The 16,936-nt window shown below is 60.9% G+C and carries 17 protein-coding genes and 1 rRNA gene; 10 read left to right on the top strand and 8 right to left on the bottom strand.

The features are described 5' to 3' along the window. Positions 1–430: 430 nt before the first annotated feature. Complete coding sequence (locus HAH_RS17955; protein ID WP_014031125.1) at positions 431–904, bottom strand: Lrp/AsnC family transcriptional regulator; 474 nt, start codon at positions 902–904, stop codon at positions 431–433. Between the two features lie 278 nt (positions 905–1,182). Here HAH_RS17955 and HAH_RS17950 point away from each other — a divergent pair, with 278 nt between their 5' ends. The 5 genes from HAH_RS17950 (at position 1,183) to HAH_RS17930 (ending at position 6,948) form a co-directional block, all read left to right on the top strand. Then, a complete protein-coding gene (locus HAH_RS17950) occupies positions 1,183–2,433 on the top strand; it encodes an ABC transporter substrate-binding protein (RefSeq protein ID WP_369802699.1) in 1,251 nt (416 codons plus the stop codon). Then, the gene (locus HAH_RS17945; protein WP_014031123.1) at positions 2,430–3,620 is read left to right on the top strand and encodes an ABC transporter substrate-binding protein; all 1,191 of its coding nucleotides are present in this window, start codon (positions 2,430–2,432) and stop codon (positions 3,618–3,620) included. Before HAH_RS17950 ends, HAH_RS17945 begins: the two co-directional genes overlap by 4 nt. Next, the gene (locus HAH_RS17940) at positions 3,617–4,816 is read left to right on the top strand and encodes an ABC transporter substrate-binding protein (RefSeq protein WP_014031122.1); all 1,200 of its coding nucleotides are present in this window, start codon (positions 3,617–3,619) and stop codon (positions 4,814–4,816) included. Before HAH_RS17945 ends, HAH_RS17940 begins: the two co-directional genes overlap by 4 nt. A gap of 167 nt (positions 4,817–4,983) precedes the next feature. Then, positions 4,984–5,454: a universal stress protein gene (locus HAH_RS17935; protein ID WP_014031121.1), complete on the top strand. Its 471-nt coding sequence runs from the start codon at positions 4,984–4,986 to the stop codon at positions 5,452–5,454. A gap of 114 nt (positions 5,455–5,568) precedes the next feature. Continuing rightward, on the top strand, positions 5,569–6,948 hold the full coding sequence (locus HAH_RS17930; RefSeq protein WP_014031120.1) for a sugar porter family MFS transporter: 1,380 nt from the start codon (positions 5,569–5,571) through the stop codon (positions 6,946–6,948). 42 nt (positions 6,949–6,990) lie between these two features. On the opposite strand, the gene HAH_RS17925 is transcribed toward HAH_RS17930, so the two are convergent. Further along, a complete protein-coding gene (locus HAH_RS17925) occupies positions 6,991–7,866 on the bottom strand; it encodes a fructosamine kinase family protein (RefSeq protein ID WP_044952795.1) in 876 nt (291 codons plus the stop codon). A 122-nt stretch (positions 7,867–7,988) separates the two neighbouring features. Then, positions 7,989–8,342 (bottom strand): ArsR/SmtB family transcription factor, encoded by a 354-nt coding sequence (locus tag HAH_RS17920; protein WP_014031118.1) that lies wholly within the window; start codon positions 8,340–8,342, stop codon positions 7,989–7,991. 146 nt (positions 8,343–8,488) lie between these two features. On the opposite strand from HAH_RS17920, the gene HAH_RS17915 reads away from it, so the two are divergent. After that, a complete protein-coding gene (locus tag HAH_RS17915; protein WP_014031117.1) occupies positions 8,489–8,992 on the top strand; it encodes a GbsR/MarR family transcriptional regulator in 504 nt (167 codons plus the stop codon). A gap of 8 nt (positions 8,993–9,000) precedes the next feature. On the opposite strand, the gene HAH_RS17910 is transcribed toward HAH_RS17915, so the two are convergent. The 5 genes from HAH_RS17910 to HAH_RS17890 form a co-directional block, all read right to left on the bottom strand. After that, complete coding sequence (locus tag HAH_RS17910; RefSeq protein ID WP_014031116.1) at positions 9,001–9,552, bottom strand: hypothetical protein; 552 nt, start codon at positions 9,550–9,552, stop codon at positions 9,001–9,003. 204 nt (positions 9,553–9,756) lie between these two features. Then, complete coding sequence (locus HAH_RS17905) at positions 9,757–10,590, bottom strand: hypothetical protein (RefSeq protein WP_014031115.1); 834 nt, start codon at positions 10,588–10,590, stop codon at positions 9,757–9,759. A 66-nt stretch (positions 10,591–10,656) separates the two neighbouring features. Further along, positions 10,657–10,890: a DUF2249 domain-containing protein gene (locus tag HAH_RS17900; protein WP_014031114.1), complete on the bottom strand. Its 234-nt coding sequence runs from the start codon at positions 10,888–10,890 to the stop codon at positions 10,657–10,659. 167 nt (positions 10,891–11,057) lie between these two features. Next, the gene (locus tag HAH_RS17895; protein ID WP_044952793.1) at positions 11,058–12,491 is read right to left on the bottom strand and encodes a hypothetical protein; all 1,434 of its coding nucleotides are present in this window, start codon (positions 12,489–12,491) and stop codon (positions 11,058–11,060) included. Continuing rightward, a complete protein-coding gene (locus HAH_RS17890; protein ID WP_014031112.1) occupies positions 12,484–13,233 on the bottom strand; it encodes an ABC transporter ATP-binding protein in 750 nt (249 codons plus the stop codon). Before HAH_RS17890 ends, HAH_RS17895 begins: the two co-directional genes overlap by 8 nt. Positions 13,234–13,398: 165 nt before the next feature. Here HAH_RS17890 and HAH_RS17885 point away from each other — a divergent pair, with 165 nt between their 5' ends. The 4 genes from HAH_RS17885 to rrf all read left to right on the top strand — a co-directional run bounded on the left by HAH_RS17885 (position 13,399) and on the right by rrf (position 16,893). Beyond that, a complete protein-coding gene (locus HAH_RS17885; protein ID WP_014031111.1) occupies positions 13,399–14,268 on the top strand; it encodes a helix-turn-helix transcriptional regulator in 870 nt (289 codons plus the stop codon). A gap of 147 nt (positions 14,269–14,415) precedes the next feature. Beyond that, positions 14,416–15,741: a hypothetical protein gene (locus tag HAH_RS17880; RefSeq protein WP_014031110.1), complete on the top strand. Its 1,326-nt coding sequence runs from the start codon at positions 14,416–14,418 to the stop codon at positions 15,739–15,741. Between the two features lie 161 nt (positions 15,742–15,902). Then, positions 15,903–16,520 (top strand): nitroreductase family protein, encoded by a 618-nt coding sequence (locus tag HAH_RS17875; RefSeq protein ID WP_014031109.1) that lies wholly within the window; start codon positions 15,903–15,905, stop codon positions 16,518–16,520. A 250-nt stretch (positions 16,521–16,770) separates the two neighbouring features. Next, positions 16,771–16,893: ribosomal RNA gene (gene rrf, locus HAH_RS17870) — 5S ribosomal RNA — on the top strand. Positions 16,894–16,936: the final 43 nt, after the last annotated feature.

The following is a 16,936-nucleotide window of genomic DNA, read 5'->3' as shown; positions in this document are numbered from 1 at the left end:
GACTGATCACGGCAATCACGGAATGTGATTGACCAGTTCCGGTTGTCTTCATCCCTAGTGCGAACGGACTGATTATTAAATCCTTCTATACTACCAATTTGTTCCTAAAATAGTAGATTATAGAACATTATGTTTTTGTGGTTGAATCTCGGTCGAGAACCACCGCCAGGGGAGTAAGCGGGTACCTCGCGGCCTGTGCTGGCAACACCGTTCGATTACGAGTCCGCTGTACACACGTACACAGATTCGACTATGAGGGACCGAGTGAGTATTGAGATGGAGCGATATTACCAAACTGTTCGGAGAGGCTGCTCAGGAAATCAGATCGTTGCCGGGCATGAGACGGTTACTCTCATACCCTGTCTGACCGCGTCGTCCCGGGCACGCAGGTGTCCAGAGCGTAACCCTGTGGTCGCGGCGGCGTCGTCAGCTAGCTACCGTTTTCGGAATCGAACTTACCGAAAGGCGTCGTCTCATGGCTCCGAACGAGTACTTCGTCGGCCACTGTCAGGCCCATATCGAGAAGTGCCTGTGCGACAGGGGTGATATCGCTATCCGATTCGCCGACAGCCGTCACGAGGAGATTCTCCTCGCCGGTGACCAGTTCCTGTACCGATACCACACCGTCTATATCCAGAATTTTCGGGATTAAATCGCCTCGCTCGGGAATCGACGCAGTGCAGTAAAGCAGCATCCGGAGCGGATAGCCCGCCTGCTGATAGTCGACGTCAGCGCTGTAGCCCTTAATCACCTCGCTGGACTCGAGATGGTTAATGCGCTTGCGGACGGTGCTGTCGGACGTATCGGTTCGCTCTGCGATGTCCCCGGACGACATGTTTCGAGCATCCTCCTGTAATGCGTACAGGATTGCCCTGTCCACGTCGTCGATTTCCTCGTCAGCCATACTAGTGTGTCCACAGCAAGGACACTTTACTGTTGTACGTTCCCCCGATCCGCTGTTGTGGCTGTCAGCGGTAGCAGCGAGGTCTCGAACGCGCCAGCCGCAGTTTGTGAATAGATGCAGCATGTCTCAGGGTGGATAACAGCGGGGAAGTTGCGCTCTCGACGAGCATACGTGACACGGACTGCCGGGACAACCGACCGGAGTCCGTGACGGCGGCCAGTTTTCAGGCGCGCCTAAATTCCGAAGCAGTTATATATTTTTAGGTGGGCCTAACAACCATGTCGAGAGATGATACAAACCACAAGTCCCCGACTAGACGTGACTACATGAAGTATGGTGGCGCGGTGATAGGTGGGGGGTTGTTGGCGGGCTGTGTAGGTCAATCCGACTCCAAGTCAACTCCGAGCGAGCGAGGCACAGGCGACGGGTCGACCTCAATGGCCGAACCAACCACGGCTGATGACGGGTACTTGGTTACAATGTCGCCCATGGGAACCGTCGAGTTCGAAACGGTCCCCCAGAGTGTGTTCACGATACTGGGCCACCACGTAGACATGCTGGTCGCGCTTGGGCGAGGCGACGCGATCAACGCGATGCACGCGCCTGAATACCACCAATCGCTGTATCAGAAGTTCCTCCACCGACTGGAGGGAGTCTCAATCGACTGGGATGACCTGTACTCTTCGTGGCCGCCGTCGAAAGAGAAACTGTACGAACTCGATAGCGATGTCCATATAGCGGACCCAGCGAAGGTTGCGACGGCCGAGGGATGGGACGACAGTAGCCTCGAAGAGATAGGCTCGAACGTCGGCCCGTGGTTCGGGAACACGCTCAGCGGCACTCATCAGAAACCGCCATCAGGCTGGGCTGATGCGTACGAATACTATACGCTCTGGGAGATCTTCGGAAAGATCGCGCAGGTGTTCCGAGAGAGCGACCGGTACGAGGCACTCACATCGGTCCGCGAATCGATGCTGCAGACTATCAGAGCGGGCCTGCCCCCGGAACAGGAGCGGCCGAGCGCGGCCATGGTCCTGTTCTCCACATCCGACGAGAAAATATGGGGGTACAAAATGAACCATCCGGGCTACTACGCTGCCCACACCCGCCCGCTGGGTGCTACCGATGCGTTAGCCGACGCCGTTGGTGACGAGTACGGCGACGACGGGCGGAATATCACGCTCGACTCCGAACTGCTTCTCGACGCCGACCCGGACGTGTTGCTCGTCCTCGGGCCGATGACGGGGTACCACAACCTCGACGACATTCGGTCACAACTGGCAGACGACGAGGTACTGAGAAAGATAACTGCCGTCCAAGAGGGGCGGATATACGCTCAAGGTGCCCGTCGGCAGGGTCCGATCCTGAACCTGTTTCAGACTGAAATGACCGCGAAACAACTGTACCCCGACCAGTTCGGTGAGTGGCCGGGCTACGTCGACGGCGAGCCATACCCCGAACTCCCCGTCGAGGAACAGCTGTTTGACCGCCAGCGTGTCGCTGACGTAATCACGGGTGAGGGACAGTGACTGACCCCGGTAGACCGGCGCTTGAACAGCCGACACGCAGAGATTATATCAAGGGAGCCGGGCTGATTGCGGGCGGCAGTTTGCTCGCCGGGTGTTCGAGCAACTCCGCCACGGACTCTACCGCGACTGAGCCAACGGAGACAACCGAGACCCCAACAGCGACTGAGACTGAATCATACACTGTCAATATGGAGCCGGTGGGCGACGTTACGTTCCAGACGGTTCCCGAGCGATGGCTTCCCTACGGTGGCACCTACGCCGATATGGGCGTGGCACTCGGGCAGGCCGATGGCCTCACAGGTATCGGCGGGGCGGACCGCTACTACACGTACGTCTACGATGAGCTTCCCGGTGTGTCCGTCGACCAGGAGACGATTGACGCGAATCCGGAGGTCCGAACGAAAGAGGAGTTTTACGAACTCGACAGCGACGTGCACCTCTATGACCCAGGGATGCTCATCAACTGGTTCGACTGGTCGCAGTCGGACGTCGACGAAATCGCCGAAAACGTCGCTCCGTTCATCGGGAATCTGATCTTCCGTCGCTCCGACGAGTGGCACGACTACCGGTACTACACCCTGTATCAAGCCTTCGAGAAGGTTGCTGAGGTCTTCCAAGAACAGGCTCGGTACGAGGCGTTCAAACAGCTACACGACGACTACATCGCGGACCTGCAGAGTCAGCTCCCGCCAGCTGAGGAGCGTCCGAACGTCCTCCTTACGTTCGAGGGCACCGACGAACCGGAGTCGTTCTCGCCCTATCGGCTGAACGACAACGGCACGAGCAAGAAGCAGTGGCGTGATCTCGGCGTCACCGACGCGCTTGCCGGAACCGATATCGAGAACCTCAGCACAACCAATCGGGGCGAGTACGACTACGAAACGCTTCTCTCAGTCGATCCGGACGTTATCCTCGTCCGCGGCCACGAGCGAAAATCTGCGACCGAGTTCCGGGAGACCGTTCTACAGTTTATGCAAGACCACAGCGTCGGGAGCCAACTGACCGCGGTACAGAACGGACGCGTGTATCGCGGTGGCTACCTCCGACAGGGTCCGATTCACAATTTCTTCCTGACAGAACGGGCGGCCCAACAACTCTATCCCGATATCTTCGGCGACGTGACCTCAGACACCGAACTCTTCGACCGGGAGCGCCTCGCCGATATCGTCACGGGTGAGTTCGAATGAGTGGCCCGGACGGAGCAACGTTCGAACGACCGACGCGGAGAGAAGTCGTGAAAGGCGGTGGTACACTCGCCCTCGGTGGACTACTCGCCGGATGTTTGGGCAACAGCAGTCAGGAATCTTCGGAAGCTGGGACCGGTGACAGGGCCACGGATACCGAACCGAGCGCTACCGGGCCAGCGACTTCCGACGGAACGTATTCGGTGACGATGGAGCCAGTCGGAACCGTCGAGTTCGAAACTGTGCCCGAGACAATCGCCCCCTTCACCGCGGACTACATCGATATGCTGGTCGCGCTCGGTCACGGCGACGCAGTACAATCAATCTGGTACCGTGGACGGTACAAGACGCTGCACTACGAGGAACTCGATGGAGTGTCTATAGACCTCAACGCCCTCACACAGCTCTGGAGCGACGGCGTCTCGAAGGAGGCGTTCTACGAGATGGACGCGGATCTGCATCTCATCGATCCGCACGCACTGACACACTGGCTCAAAGCATGGGAACAGTCCGACCTCACGGAAGTCCGGGAGAACGTCGCTCCGTTTATCGGAAACCTCGTTTTCCGACGGACTGACGACTGGCACAACTACCGGTACTACAGCCTGTACGAGGCTTTCGAGAAGGTGGCTGAGATGGTTCAGGAACAGGCGCGCTTCGAGGCGATCCGTTCAATCCATGCCGAGCTAGCCGAAACGGTGCAGGCTCGGCTCCCGGCACCAGAGGAGCGACCGAACGCCGCGCTCATGTTCGCCGGCGAGGAGCCGGAAGCGTTCACGCCGTATCGGATCAGCGGGAACGGGGCCAACAAGGAACACTTCCAAACGCTCGGAATTGCCGACGCGTTCTCGGACACCGGAATCGAGGGGTACTCCGGCTCGGAGTCGCTCGATTACGAAGCGTTGCTGGAGATAGATCCAGACTCACTCCTTCTGCGATACCATCGCGAGGGGAAGACCCGTGAGGAGTTCGAGAACTCAGTGCTCGCCCATATGAAAGAGCACGAAGTGGGCAGCCGGTTGAGGGCCGTCCAGAACGACAGGGTGTTTCGCGGCGGTCCGATCTACACCGGCCCGTTGCACAACCTATTCATGATCGAACGGTACGCGAAGCGCTACTTCCCCGAGACGTTCACAGAGGCGCAGTTGTTCGACCGAGAACGCCTCGCGAGGATTATTACAGAAGGAGTTGCCGAGTGAGAGACAGGTCCGTGCCACCGCGACACCCGCTCTCAGAGGAGTAGGTGGATGTCCCCGTCGCGGTGGAAGCGGGTCGTATAGCTGAATACAAATAATTACTATAATTATAGTAAACTCATAGCAGCTTCTATTTACCCCGGCAGCGAATCTCAGTGCTGATGAATGAAATGACAGCAGCGACCGATACGCGCGGCCTCGAAACCGTGCTACTCGCGGTCGGTAGCCGCGACGACGCCCGCGTCGACACGCTCGTCGACGCCGTTACTGAAGTCACGGTGCCGACAGACGCGACAGTAATCATCGCACATGTGTTCGATCCGGACTCGTACCGGGAGGCGGTAGAGCAACTGCTCGAAACGCCGGACGAAAACATCGACCCGGACGAGCTGGCCGCACAGATGTCGGTCACCCAGGAGATCATCGACGAGCTGGAAGCCGAGTCGGTGACGACTGTCCCCCGTGCGACGACTGGGACGAGTGGGGAAGGTATCGTTTCCATCGCGAAAGACGTGTCCGCGGACCGCGTGATTGTCGGCGGGCGGCAGCGCTCTCCGGCGGGGAAGGCTATCTTCGGGAGCACGGCTCAGGAGGTGATGTTGAACGCCCCGTGCCCGGTTACGTTCGTTCGCGACCGATGACCGTGCAGACTGCGCTCCGGGCCTCGCCCGACGCCGCCCGCTCCCAGTGGCTTCGCCGTGGTACGAAAAGACTTGGAAAGACTTTTACACAGATTCGAGTTCATTTTTACACGGATGTCCACAGCCACCATACGGAACGTCCTCAGCGGTGACGGCGACCGGTTCGTCTACGTCGTCTCCGCGTTAGCCGCGCTGAACGGACTGTTGTTCGGGTTCGACACCGGGATCATCTCGGGCGCGTTCCTGTTCATTCAGGACTCGTTCGTCATGTCGCCGCTCGTCGAGGGAATCATCGTCAGTGGTGCGATGGCCGGGGCCGCGGCCGGTGCGGCCGTCGGCGGCCAGTTAGCCGACCGCCTCGGTCGCCGCCGCCTCATCCTCATCGCGGCCATCGTGTTCTTCGTCGGGTCGTTCACGATGGCTGTCGCGCCGAACGTCCCCGTCCTCGTCGCCGGTCGGCTTATAGACGGCGTCGCTATCGGTTTCGCGTCGATTGTCGGCCCGCTGTACATCTCCGAAATCGCGCCGCCCAGGATTCGCGGCGGGCTCACCTCCCTCAATCAGCTCATGGTGACCACCGGAATCCTGCTCTCGTATTTCGTCAACTACGCGTTCGCCGACGCGGGCGCGTGGCGCTGGATGCTCGGTGCCGGGATGGTCCCAGCCGTCGTCCTCGCTATCGGCATTCTGAAGATGCCCGAAAGCCCACGCTGGCTCTTCGAGCACGGACGGAAAGACGAGGCGAGAGCCGTCCTCAAGCGGACGCGGTCCGGCAGCGTCGAGGAAGAACTCGGTGATATCGAGGAGACCGTCGAGACACAGTCCGAAACCGGCGTCCGGGACCTGCTGGCTCCGTGGCTCCGCCCAGCGCTCGTGGTCGGGCTCGGACTCGCCGTGTTCCAGCAGATCACCGGCATCAACGCGGTCATTTACTACGCCCCGACGATTCTCGAATCCACCGGGCTGGGAAACGTGGCCTCAATCCTTGCGACAGTCGGTATCGGAACGATCAACGTGGTGATGACCATCGTGGCGATCCTGCTCGTCGACCGTGTCGGTCGTCGCCGACTGCTCCTCGTCGGTGTCGGCGGGATGGTCGCGACGCTGGCCGTCCTCGGTACTGTGTTCTACCTTCCCGGTCTCGGCGGGGGCCTCGGCGTCATCGCCACGATCAGTCTGATGCTGTTCGTGTCTTTCTTCGCAATCGGTCTCGGCCCGGTCTTCTGGCTCCTGATCTCTGAGATATACCCGCTTTCCGTTCGCGGGTCGGCGATGGGTGTCGTCACCGTCGCCAACTGGGGTGCGAATCTCCTCGTGTCGCTGACCTTCCCCGTCCTGACTGACGGCGTCGGAACCTCTGCGACGTTCTGGCTGTTCGGCCTCTGCAGCCTCGTAGGGTTGGTGTTCGTTTACCGCTACGTCCCCGAAACCAAGGGCCGGACGCTGGAGGCAATCGAAGACGACCTCCGGCAGAACATCTCGCTGGCTGACTGAGTCGACCATCGGAACGGCGGGCGGGTCCACCGCTCCCGCTTTTTACACCCCGAGGCGGTCTAACGCGCTGTCGAGCCTCGGGAGTCCGTCGTCGCCGAAAAACCGGACGTTCTCCAGGGCGTGGAAGGCGATATACACGTCGCGCCGTTCGTCGAAGTACCGCTCGGAGATATTGCGGTGGCGGCGGTACTCATCGTAGAACGCAGCGCCGATCGAGTCCAGTCGGTCGACGTACGCCAGGTCTACTTCAGCGTGGCCGAAATATATCGCTGGATCGAGGACGGCCCGAACGGTTCCGTCAGCCACGACAACGTTTCCGGGGTGGATGTCGCCGTGCAGCAGCGACGGCGTGGCCGGCTCGACGAGACGAGTATCGAGCGTTTCCGCCAGTCGCTGCACCCGGTCGAACTCGGTGGCTGGCAGAGCCCCAGCGTCCCGCGCAGTCCTTGCGAACGGGAGAAGCCGTCGCTCGCGGAAGAAGTCGATCCACGACTCGGTCCACGGGTTCGACTGGCTGAACGGCCCCGAAAGGGTATCGAACGGAAAGCCGAACGCGTCAGCCGAGACGTCGTGGAGAGACGCGACGTGGCGCGCGAGGTCGCGTTCGGCCCGTTCACCGAATCGGCCGTCTCCGCGGACGAACGACAGCACGAGCAGTTCCGGTTCGACGTGGAGGACGTCCGGAACGGGGAGCGGCGTGTCACGGTCGAGGTACTGAAGCATTGCCGCCTCGATTCCGAGCGGCGAGTCGTCGACTTTCACCGCCACGTCAGGACGGTCGCGAAACGTCACACGGTAGACCGACCCGACTTCCCCGCCGTCGAGTGCCGTCGCGCTTTGAGCGTCGGCGTCCAGTACGCTCGAAACCCGTTGTCGCACTGTCGCCGTCATCTGTTCCGCGCCCGTCTCCTCGTCCATATTCGGCATACGATAAGGCGTCCAATAGGTCTGTTTGTCTTCTGCCTCGGTAGCGAAAACAAAGCCATCCGAACCTCACTGCAGACTCCGATTACAGGCAGCACTCGAAACGAGTGGTGACGCTACACGGATCGGTCGGTGCTGTCACCGAACTGCACGACGAGGCGTTCCGTGGCGAGAGCGTACACTGTCATCTCTGTCCCCTTCTCCGAGTACCACGTTTCGGCGGGTTCGATAAGGTCAGCTTCACAGAGACGGTCGAGGTGATAGGAGACGCTCTGGAGCGAGCGGTCGACTGCATCGGCGATATCCGACGCGGTCCGCGGTTCGTTCCTGACCGCCCCCAGTATCTCCTGAGCAGCCTCAGACGAGAGAATCTGAAGGACGTCAGTCGGTTCGGTACCGTTGACTACGACGTTCGTCTGCTCTCGGGGTGCATAGTCAACTGGCGGGTGATGGGGGAAGACGCTTGCCATGGATTGTAGGGAGGGTATTGACGTTCGCTTCTGTTTGTTCGGCTCAATCCGAACAAACCAATCAAACAATTTAATACTTACGGAATAAATAGCCTGAGGTATGACGCAGCAGGACACGCGGCAAACAGGGCAGCCAGTTCGGATGCATGAGTGATGACGACAGCGCGGTCGCACGCGAACGCGTCATCGAATCGATGGAGCAATCGGCCGAGGTGTACGGCCTCAGCCGAAGCGCCGGGCGCATCTACGGCGTGCTGTACTTCGCATCGGACCCCCTCTCCATCCCAGAACTCGTCGAAGAAACCGGCTACGCGAAATCGACGGTGAGTAACGTCACACGGACGCTGTCGCGTATCGGGCTCATCCACCGCAGGTCGTCTGCAGGGGGCGGCAGACGAGTCCGGTTCGAGGCCGAACGTGAGGTCTGGTTCATCCTGCAGGACGTGTTCCAGCAGTACATCCAACGGGAAGTCCAGACGACGCTCAGGACCATCCGCCGGGCGGAAGAGCAGGTATCAGCAGAGACTCGCGAGCAAGAGCGCGTTCGAAATCTCCGTGAAACGTACGAAGACCTGGAGGAGATCGTACAGCTCGCGTCGGAGTACTCCGCCGCAGAACTCCGCGAGGCGCTCGAGTCCTACGAGCGGTAGTCACCGCGTTACCAGTAGACGGTGTACGTACACGTATCGTCACCGTTCCGACGACACGTCTGACCCGTTTCTTCGATGAACACGAACGCGCCGACCGGCGCGTATTGCTGGGCGACACCCCGGATGAGGCCACGGTCGAACGGGCACGGATACGGGTTCTCACACGTCACCTCGCCGGTCCGCTCGCCCACGGATTCGAAGCGATAGTGCCCGATATCCCCGCCACGGTGATTGCGCTGGTAGGCCTCGTCTATCGACTGGAGCCCCTCCGGAACAGAATCGAAATCGTTCGGCCAGTCAGCGACACGCGGGATCTGTTCGCCGAGTCGGTCGAGGACGTGCGGTTGCAGGTCGTCGGCAATCGTCTCGAACGCGTTCAGCCAGGCCTGTTGTGGGTACCACTCGTCGGCCGCCGGGTCGGTGATTCCCTCCGCATCGAGCGCCGTTAGCGCTCGTTCCCGGTACTCGTCTGAGAACTTCCCCATCGCCTCCTCGACTATCGTGAGTACCGTTTGCCCGTTGATTTCGACGGCTGGGTCAAACGCCTCGTAGGATGCCATTCTGTCCGGTAGTTCGCGGGGAAGGAAATAAAAACCGGCCATACACGCGGCGAATATGGCACTTTCAGCCCGTCGAGGGGAAGACAACCGCAGTTTTCTGCTCTACTGCCTGCAGTCCCAGTCTCTACAGCGCTTAGTCTTCACTCTTAGACGGGTCGCCGAGGGCTGGCGGCTCCATACAGACCGTACACGACAGCCCTGCCGTTACGACGCGTCCTGTGACTGTCCGCTACGTTCAGTACGGGCGTCGGTGACCCACGCCGGTCGATTCACTGTCGTCTCGCCCGAATCGAACTCGAAGGAGAGGTCGTATGTTTCCGGTGCCTTCCCTGCCAGTCTGCCCAAGGCGAGTTCTGCATACGTCCCCGCGGACTTCGTCAGGTCCCACGTAACTGTCGCGGAGCGAACGTCAGTCGTGTCACCGACTGTTCGCACTGTCCCCGTAGCCCCGGTGACGTGGTACGTTTCCCGCCCCTCGTACCAGCCGTTTTTCGGCTTGTAGACGGTCGCTGCCTGAGCGGCGTCGGCTTCCCGTTCGTATTCGACGAGGTACAGGCTCCTGACGACTACCGACGCCGCGCCCGAGACATCGTCCGCCACATCCTCTGACTCCTGCTTGAGGATGAACGTGACGGCCCCGTCAGTCCGGGTCTCCTGAAGGAGTTCCCGATCGGTATCGCTCTGGATCTGCTCTCGCCGGCGGTCGGTACTGCCGTCGTCGTCGACGACGATACGACTGTAGACCGGGTCGCCCGGCGACGCCTGATACTGTTCGGTTCGGACATCACCCTCGTCAATGAACAGGTAGCGGCCGCCGTCAGCGGTCACAGCGCCCTCGAATTCGAGCGCTGTTTCACTATCCGCGACAATCGCTCCCGACGCCCGGTATTCATCGGACTCGGGAACGGTAAACCGTTCGTCGACCGGGTTTTCCGCGTGTGGGCTCGCAGTACTGAACGGATACACGGCAGCGAAGACAAGCGCGAGACAGCATAGCGCTAGCACACCGTTCAGTAGTCTCGCGGTACGGCGGTCCATATCCGAGTACCAATACTGACCAACAAAAGCGATTCGGAAACCGGGACTTGGACTCCGAGTTTGTCGCTACTTCTTCGGGAGGGTCGCGATGAACTCGTTCGGCCCGATGCGGTCGACAGTGTAGCCCTCGGCGTCGAACGATTGTCGCTCCGCGGCCATCTGGTGATAGAGCGGCGTCGGCTTGTGGTCGTTGACAATCGTCAGTGCCTCTCCGCTGTCCAGTTCCTCGAACGCGTCGAAGATCTTCGGGTGTCGCTTCGGCGGTGGAATCTCTCGGAGATCGAGTTGCTGTTCTGCCATACGATCTATCGGTCGCTAGCTGCCGTAGAGAGCCTTTGTGCGAATATATTCAGCGCGGGAATCCGGCAGTGACGACACAGAGCCCGCATTCGGTTACGTCGACCGCATTACCGATACATTTCGGTGGCTTGTGTCCGATTCGTCGTCACGGACAGCTGTTTTGCAGTTCACGCCTGTTGATACCGCGTCGCCCACTTCGGTAACGACCGACGGTAAAGGCCGACGCCGACAGCGCCCAGGACGCCACCAGACCCACCGAGCGCGGCAAGCAGGGGCCCGGACAGCGGTGAGATGGCGAACCCGGCGATGAGGATCGGGACCAGCGGGAGGACCATTGCCGCGCCGAAAACAGCGAACAGGGCCGTGTCGAAGAGGAACTCGTTCGGAGAGAGGCCGGTGAGGTACACGGTGGTGCCGAAGATGTAGCAGGCGACACCGACGAGCAGGACGGCCCCGACGACCGCCTCGGCGACCGGCCCGCCACGCCAGGCCAGTGCGAGTCCGTAGAACGCGAGTCCGACCAGCGGGCCGAGCAGGAGGAACGCCCGGAACTTCCCCGCGAAAACGGCGTTCACAGAGAGGGGATGGGCGAAGTACAGGGTAACGTCGTCGGATTGCGTGAGCCAGTTATACGTCGTAAATCCCGAGAGCCCGAGAATCGCACCGAACGAGATTCCGGTCGACGGTGGCACGCCCGTTATCTGGCCGGCGAAATCGACCAGCGCGGCGGTGACACCAAACAGCACCGCCGCCGAGAAAAGGACCTTCCCGAACCCGCCTGCGCTCCGGTGGATGTCGAGCAGGCTCTTGGTCGCAACTGGGTCACCGATCCGTCGCCACCAGCGGCGGAAGACCGGTTCGACTGTTCGAGCGGAGCGAGGGGCGGTTGCGTCAAAGGTGAGCGCCCCGAGCAGAAAGACGCCGAGGATGACGGTCGCTGTCGCGCCGACCCGCAGGGGAGTCTGAGCGAGAAACAGGCCGTAGGGGGTGTAGGAGACGACATCGACACCACTGGCTAGCGCTGCACCGACTGCGACGAGTGGGGCCGCGAGTAGTGCCAGACCGGGAACGCCGCGGCCGGTGAGACCGAGGGCCGCAATCGTCGTTCCCATCCCGAGGACGAACGTCAGTGCCAGGGTCGTCCACAGAAGGGAGACAGTCGCAACGACGAGGAGAGGCCCGGCGACGCCATGGACTGCAAGCACCGTTCCCAGAGAGATCGGCAGCAGAAACAGCACTGCGTAGTAGACACTGTCCTTGACGACGAACAGCCCCAGCAACGTGTTCTGCGACAGCGGGAGCGTGCGGGCAGAGAACACCAGCAGCGTCACGTCACCGAGGAGGTTCCGGAGGGCATCCCGTCCCACAAATCCGAGAGACCCCGTGTGGAGACCGAAGACGAACACCAGTGCGTGGAGCCCGGCGAACACGGTTTTCGGTTCGGTCCCGGTAACAGCGAGAAGCTTGGCTGCGCCGCCAACGAGCAGGCAGATGAACACCGGAAACAGGGAGAAGTGACTGCCGCGGAAGAGCCGGCTGTGGAGTCGCCACTCCTCGCGGAGCATCTCGACGAACACCCTGCGCGCCCGACCGTCACTCATGTGTCAGAGGGTTGGCTCCCCGGTCCACTGTTGCGTCGACGTTGTCCAGAAACACGTCGAGGAGCGTTACATCGGCGTCGAGTTCCGCCGGACGGACGTCGGCGACGAGGTCGCCGCCGTACATGATGCCGACCCGCGAACAGAGTTCGGCGGCGACGTCTACGTCGTGTGTGGTGACGACGATTGTGTTGCCGTCGTCCCGGTAGGAGCGCAGGAAGCGCTTGACCCGCTCCTGAACGATCGGGTCGAGGTTCGCCAGCGGTTCGTCGATGAACACGACGGCTGGCTCGTGGAAGAACGCGCCGGCGATCATCACTTTCTGCTGTTGGCCCCGCGAAAGGTCCGATGACAGTGTATCGAGTTTCTCGGTAAAGCCGAGACGGTCGGCCCACGACTCGGTCTGCTCGGTCACCGCGTCGTCGGGCATATCCCGGATAGCACCGACGAAGTCGAAGTACTCGCGCGGCGTCATGAAACTCGGTGGTGACTCCTTCTCCGGGAGGATTCCCGCTCGTTCGCGGACCGCTGTTGGCTGCGTCGCCGGGTCGACACCGAGTACCGACACCTGTCCACCGTCCGGACTGAGCTGTCCGGTGAGTATCTCCATCGTCGTGGTCTTGCCAGCGCCGTTCGGCCCGAGCAACCCGAAAAACTCGCCGTCGTCGATGCTGAGCGAGAGGTCCGGTATCGCAGTCACGTCGCCGTACGACTTCCTGAGCGACTCGATCTCGATTGCTGTCACGGCGTTCTGCCTACCATCGTGGTTCTGTCGATATAAGTTGTTATACTGAATAAGAACATCCCAGATAATCAGACACCGGTTTCGTGGATACGTACATCTAAACTCGGACAACAGGCCGAAGGAGAAACTGTTTTAGGCAGTCCTAAACTATCGCTGGATACCCAAATGACGACCGCAAACCTGCAGAACGGAACAGCGGCCCGGTCCGCCGAGGGGCTGTCGAGCGATGCCATCGAAGCGGTGGCGTTCCTCGCCCGCTCGGAACACCGCCTTCGCGTCCTCGAACTCTTGTCTGACGGTCCCTGCAGTCGTGACGAACTGAGCGACCGGACGGGGGTGACGCGCGTGACGCTCAGTCGAATCCTCGGTGACTTAGAGGACCGTGACTGGATCACGCGACGGAACGGGGAGAAGGTGTACGCGCTAACCGGCCTGGGAAAGCTTGTTTACGACGATTTCACGCAGTTACTCGGGACGGTTTCCATCGGACAGGAGTATCCCGACGTCGTCCAGCGACTGCCGACAGACTGGTTCGACTTCGATCTGCGGTGTCTCGCCGAGGGACAACTCGTGGCCGACCAGAGTGCCGACCCACTCGCCGCGGCCCGCATCGTCGCTAACGCTATCCAGAACGCGTCGTCGTTCCGCTCGCTCCTAGGAACGTTCATCGCGCTCCCGATGTACACGTACGAGGAGGCGGTACGGGCAGGCAACGAAGCGGATGGGACCGTCGTGTTCGACACCGACCTGACCGAGACGATGCTTTCAGACGCTGACCTCCGTGGCCGCTGGCAGACTATCGAGGCCGCGACGGCGTCCGTGACGTACTACAGTCTCGACGAATCTGTTCCCTGCAGTATCGACCTCATCGACGGCGAAACGGTGTTTCTGACCATCGACCGGGAGCGCGACATCGGATTCGATATCATCCGCTGTACGCACCCCGATGTGATCGGGTGGGCAGCAGGAGTAATCGACGAGGCCCAAACGGCGGCCGCTCCGCTCAGCCACCACACTGACACCGCCGATACTTGAATACGGCCTGAATCGTCCACGCGATATGTATTAGACGGTACAATTGTCAGAGATGTTTTGGCCGAAGTGTCACTCGCCGTCCGTGTTGGTATAACTGTTGTTTGAGTAATCGATAGCTCTTAACACATGACAAGGTAGATATGTTATATGGCCCCGCATCGACTCCACCACCTCGCCCTCCTCTGTCTGGTCTGTGCGTCGCTCCTCGTCACTGCCATGCCCGCTGGTGCAGCGCCGCCGCCGCGGCCGCTGTGTGACGCCTGCGGTGACACGTTCGAATCGACGGCCGAGTCCCACGGCGTCTCGGTCACTGTCACCCACAGCAACGCTACCGTCGCCGTCAACGCCAACGGAAGCGCAACGTGGGTCGTCCACAACCGCCTGTCCGACTCAGATGGGGTTGCACGTCTCCGGGCGAACGAGAGCCTCCGAACCGCTATCGCCGACAGAGCGATGTGGGACACCGAGCTTCTGAGCGCGAACGTCTCCGGCGACGGCGTCATAACGCTGCGCTACCGCGAGGCCGATTTCGCCGAGCAGTCTGTCGGCGGGGCGGTCCGCACTGGCGAGTTTACCGAAGCCTACGGCTATCGAAACCTCGACGGCCTCGGCGCTGACCGCCTCGTCATCGTTGCCCCCGATGGGATGCGAGTCGGGCGGACCATTGACGGCGCGACCGTCTCAGACGACGGCCAGCGGATGACGCTGACCGAACTGAACGACGGGCGTGTCGTGACGTTCGTCCCCCGTGATACGGCCGTTGGGCCGGTGTTGAGTCTCCTCGCGGTCGGAACACTTCTCGGTCCCGTGATGGCGGTGAAGGCGCTCGCATACATCACGCTCCCCGCAGCGGTGTTTACCCTCTTGATCGGCGCGGCCGCTGGAGGGCTCTCTTGGCTCGATTGGGACCTCAAACGAGTCCGGGACTCCGCAGGCGTCGCATTCGCCGGGTTCGGCGCGTTAGCGACTGCCCTGTCGCTGCTTGGAGCGACGGGCGTTTTGCGGTTGGGTGGGATAGCGGCACCGCTGTTCGGTGGTGGCACTGCGCTGTTCGTGTGTGGAATAGCACTTTCACAGCGGCGTGTCCGTGAGCGTGCGAGCTATCGTGCGGTCGTTGGCGGTGCAGTAGTCGGAGCGGGCATCGCGCTGGGGGCGACGATAGTGGCGGCTCCGATGGTCGTCACGGACGGATTCACGCCCCCGGTGTCGGCGCTGTTAGTTCTTGGACCCGCGTTCGTGCTTCTCCCGGCCGGGTACGCAGTCGGCCACGGGAACCGTCGGTTAGCGATGAAAACGGCCGCTATCGGGTTCGTACTGTCGATGCTACCGGTACTCCCGGTACTGCCTGCGCCGTTCGGACTGGGCGTGCTTTTTGTCCCTATTGCCACAGCCAGCGCCGCCGTCGTTGCTATCGCCGGCCTCCCGATATTCCTCACCGGCGTCTCGCTCGGCGTTCCATCATCGGCCCACTGACCGATCCGCAGGCTGCAGTCGCAGTGAGTTGCTCAGCCGTGTGTGGCTGTGGCACTTCGTATCTTATTACTCGACAGATACTGACTGATAGCGTCGGTGTCACCTGATTGTGGCTGTGTTGCCATCAATACATAAGCGGGCGTACCGAACGACCGTACACGATGTCACAGACGTATTACAGCCGTAGCCTCGACGACGAGATTTCGGAACACCGGGACCCTGCTCACGACGTCGACCCGCTCTTCGTTAATCGCTGGTCGCCGCGTGCGATGGCTGGTGATTCGCTTGCTGAAGATGACCTGCTGCCGCTGTTTGAAGCCGCGCGCTGGGCACCGTCCGCATTCAACAATCAGCATTGGCGATTCGTCTACGCCACCCGTGAGGACGACGAATGGGAGTCGTTCCTCGGCCTGCTGAACGAAGCCAACCGCTCATGGGCACGCAATGCTGGCGCGCTCATCGCCGTTTTCTCGAAGGTCACCCTCGAGCACAACGGCGAGTCCGCTGGGACGCGTTCGTTCGATACCGGTGCTGCGTGGCAGAATCTCGCTCTGGAGGGCGCCCGGCGCGACTTGGCTGTTCACCCGATGGCGGGCTTCGACTGGGATCGGATCCACGAAGCTCTGGGCGTCCCAGAAGACGAATTCGACGCCGAAGCAATGATCGCCGTCGGTGAACGGGCTGATCCCGAGACGTTACCTGAGGACCTCAAAGAGCACGAAAAGCCGAGCGGTCGGAAACCACTTGACGAAATAGTCTTCAGCGGCCAGTTCGAATGAGCGATGGACTGAGATCTAAACACTAGCCTGAACGTTCACACTGGCCGTGGCGAGATCAGGACTCCCGACGATGATATCGAATTAACCGGTAGTCCTGAGAAGTGGATTAGCGGACCGGAACGCGATTACGAACCGATTGGGACGGTCTCGTGTTCCGTGCAGACCTGTTCCATTGAGTGACTGGACGATATTTCGACGGCTCCCGTCTCCAAGTAGCTACTCTTATACCTGTGGCCGTCAGAGGTATCGTATAGGCGGCCACAGCGGTGGGGTTGCCTCCCGTACCCATCCCGAACACGGAAGATAAGCCCACCAGCGTTCCGGGGAGTACTGGAGTGCGCGAGCCTCTGGGAAATCCGGTTCGCCGCCACCATTCATATCTGTTCATACGAACTGGCGAGCGACGCGGCCTCGCT

Source organism: Haloarcula hispanica ATCC 33960 (assembly GCF_000223905.1).
In the GTDB taxonomy this organism is placed as follows: domain Archaea; phylum Halobacteriota; class Halobacteria; order Halobacteriales; family Haloarculaceae; genus Haloarcula; species Haloarcula hispanica.
This window is presented reverse-complemented; position numbering and strand designations above follow the sequence as displayed.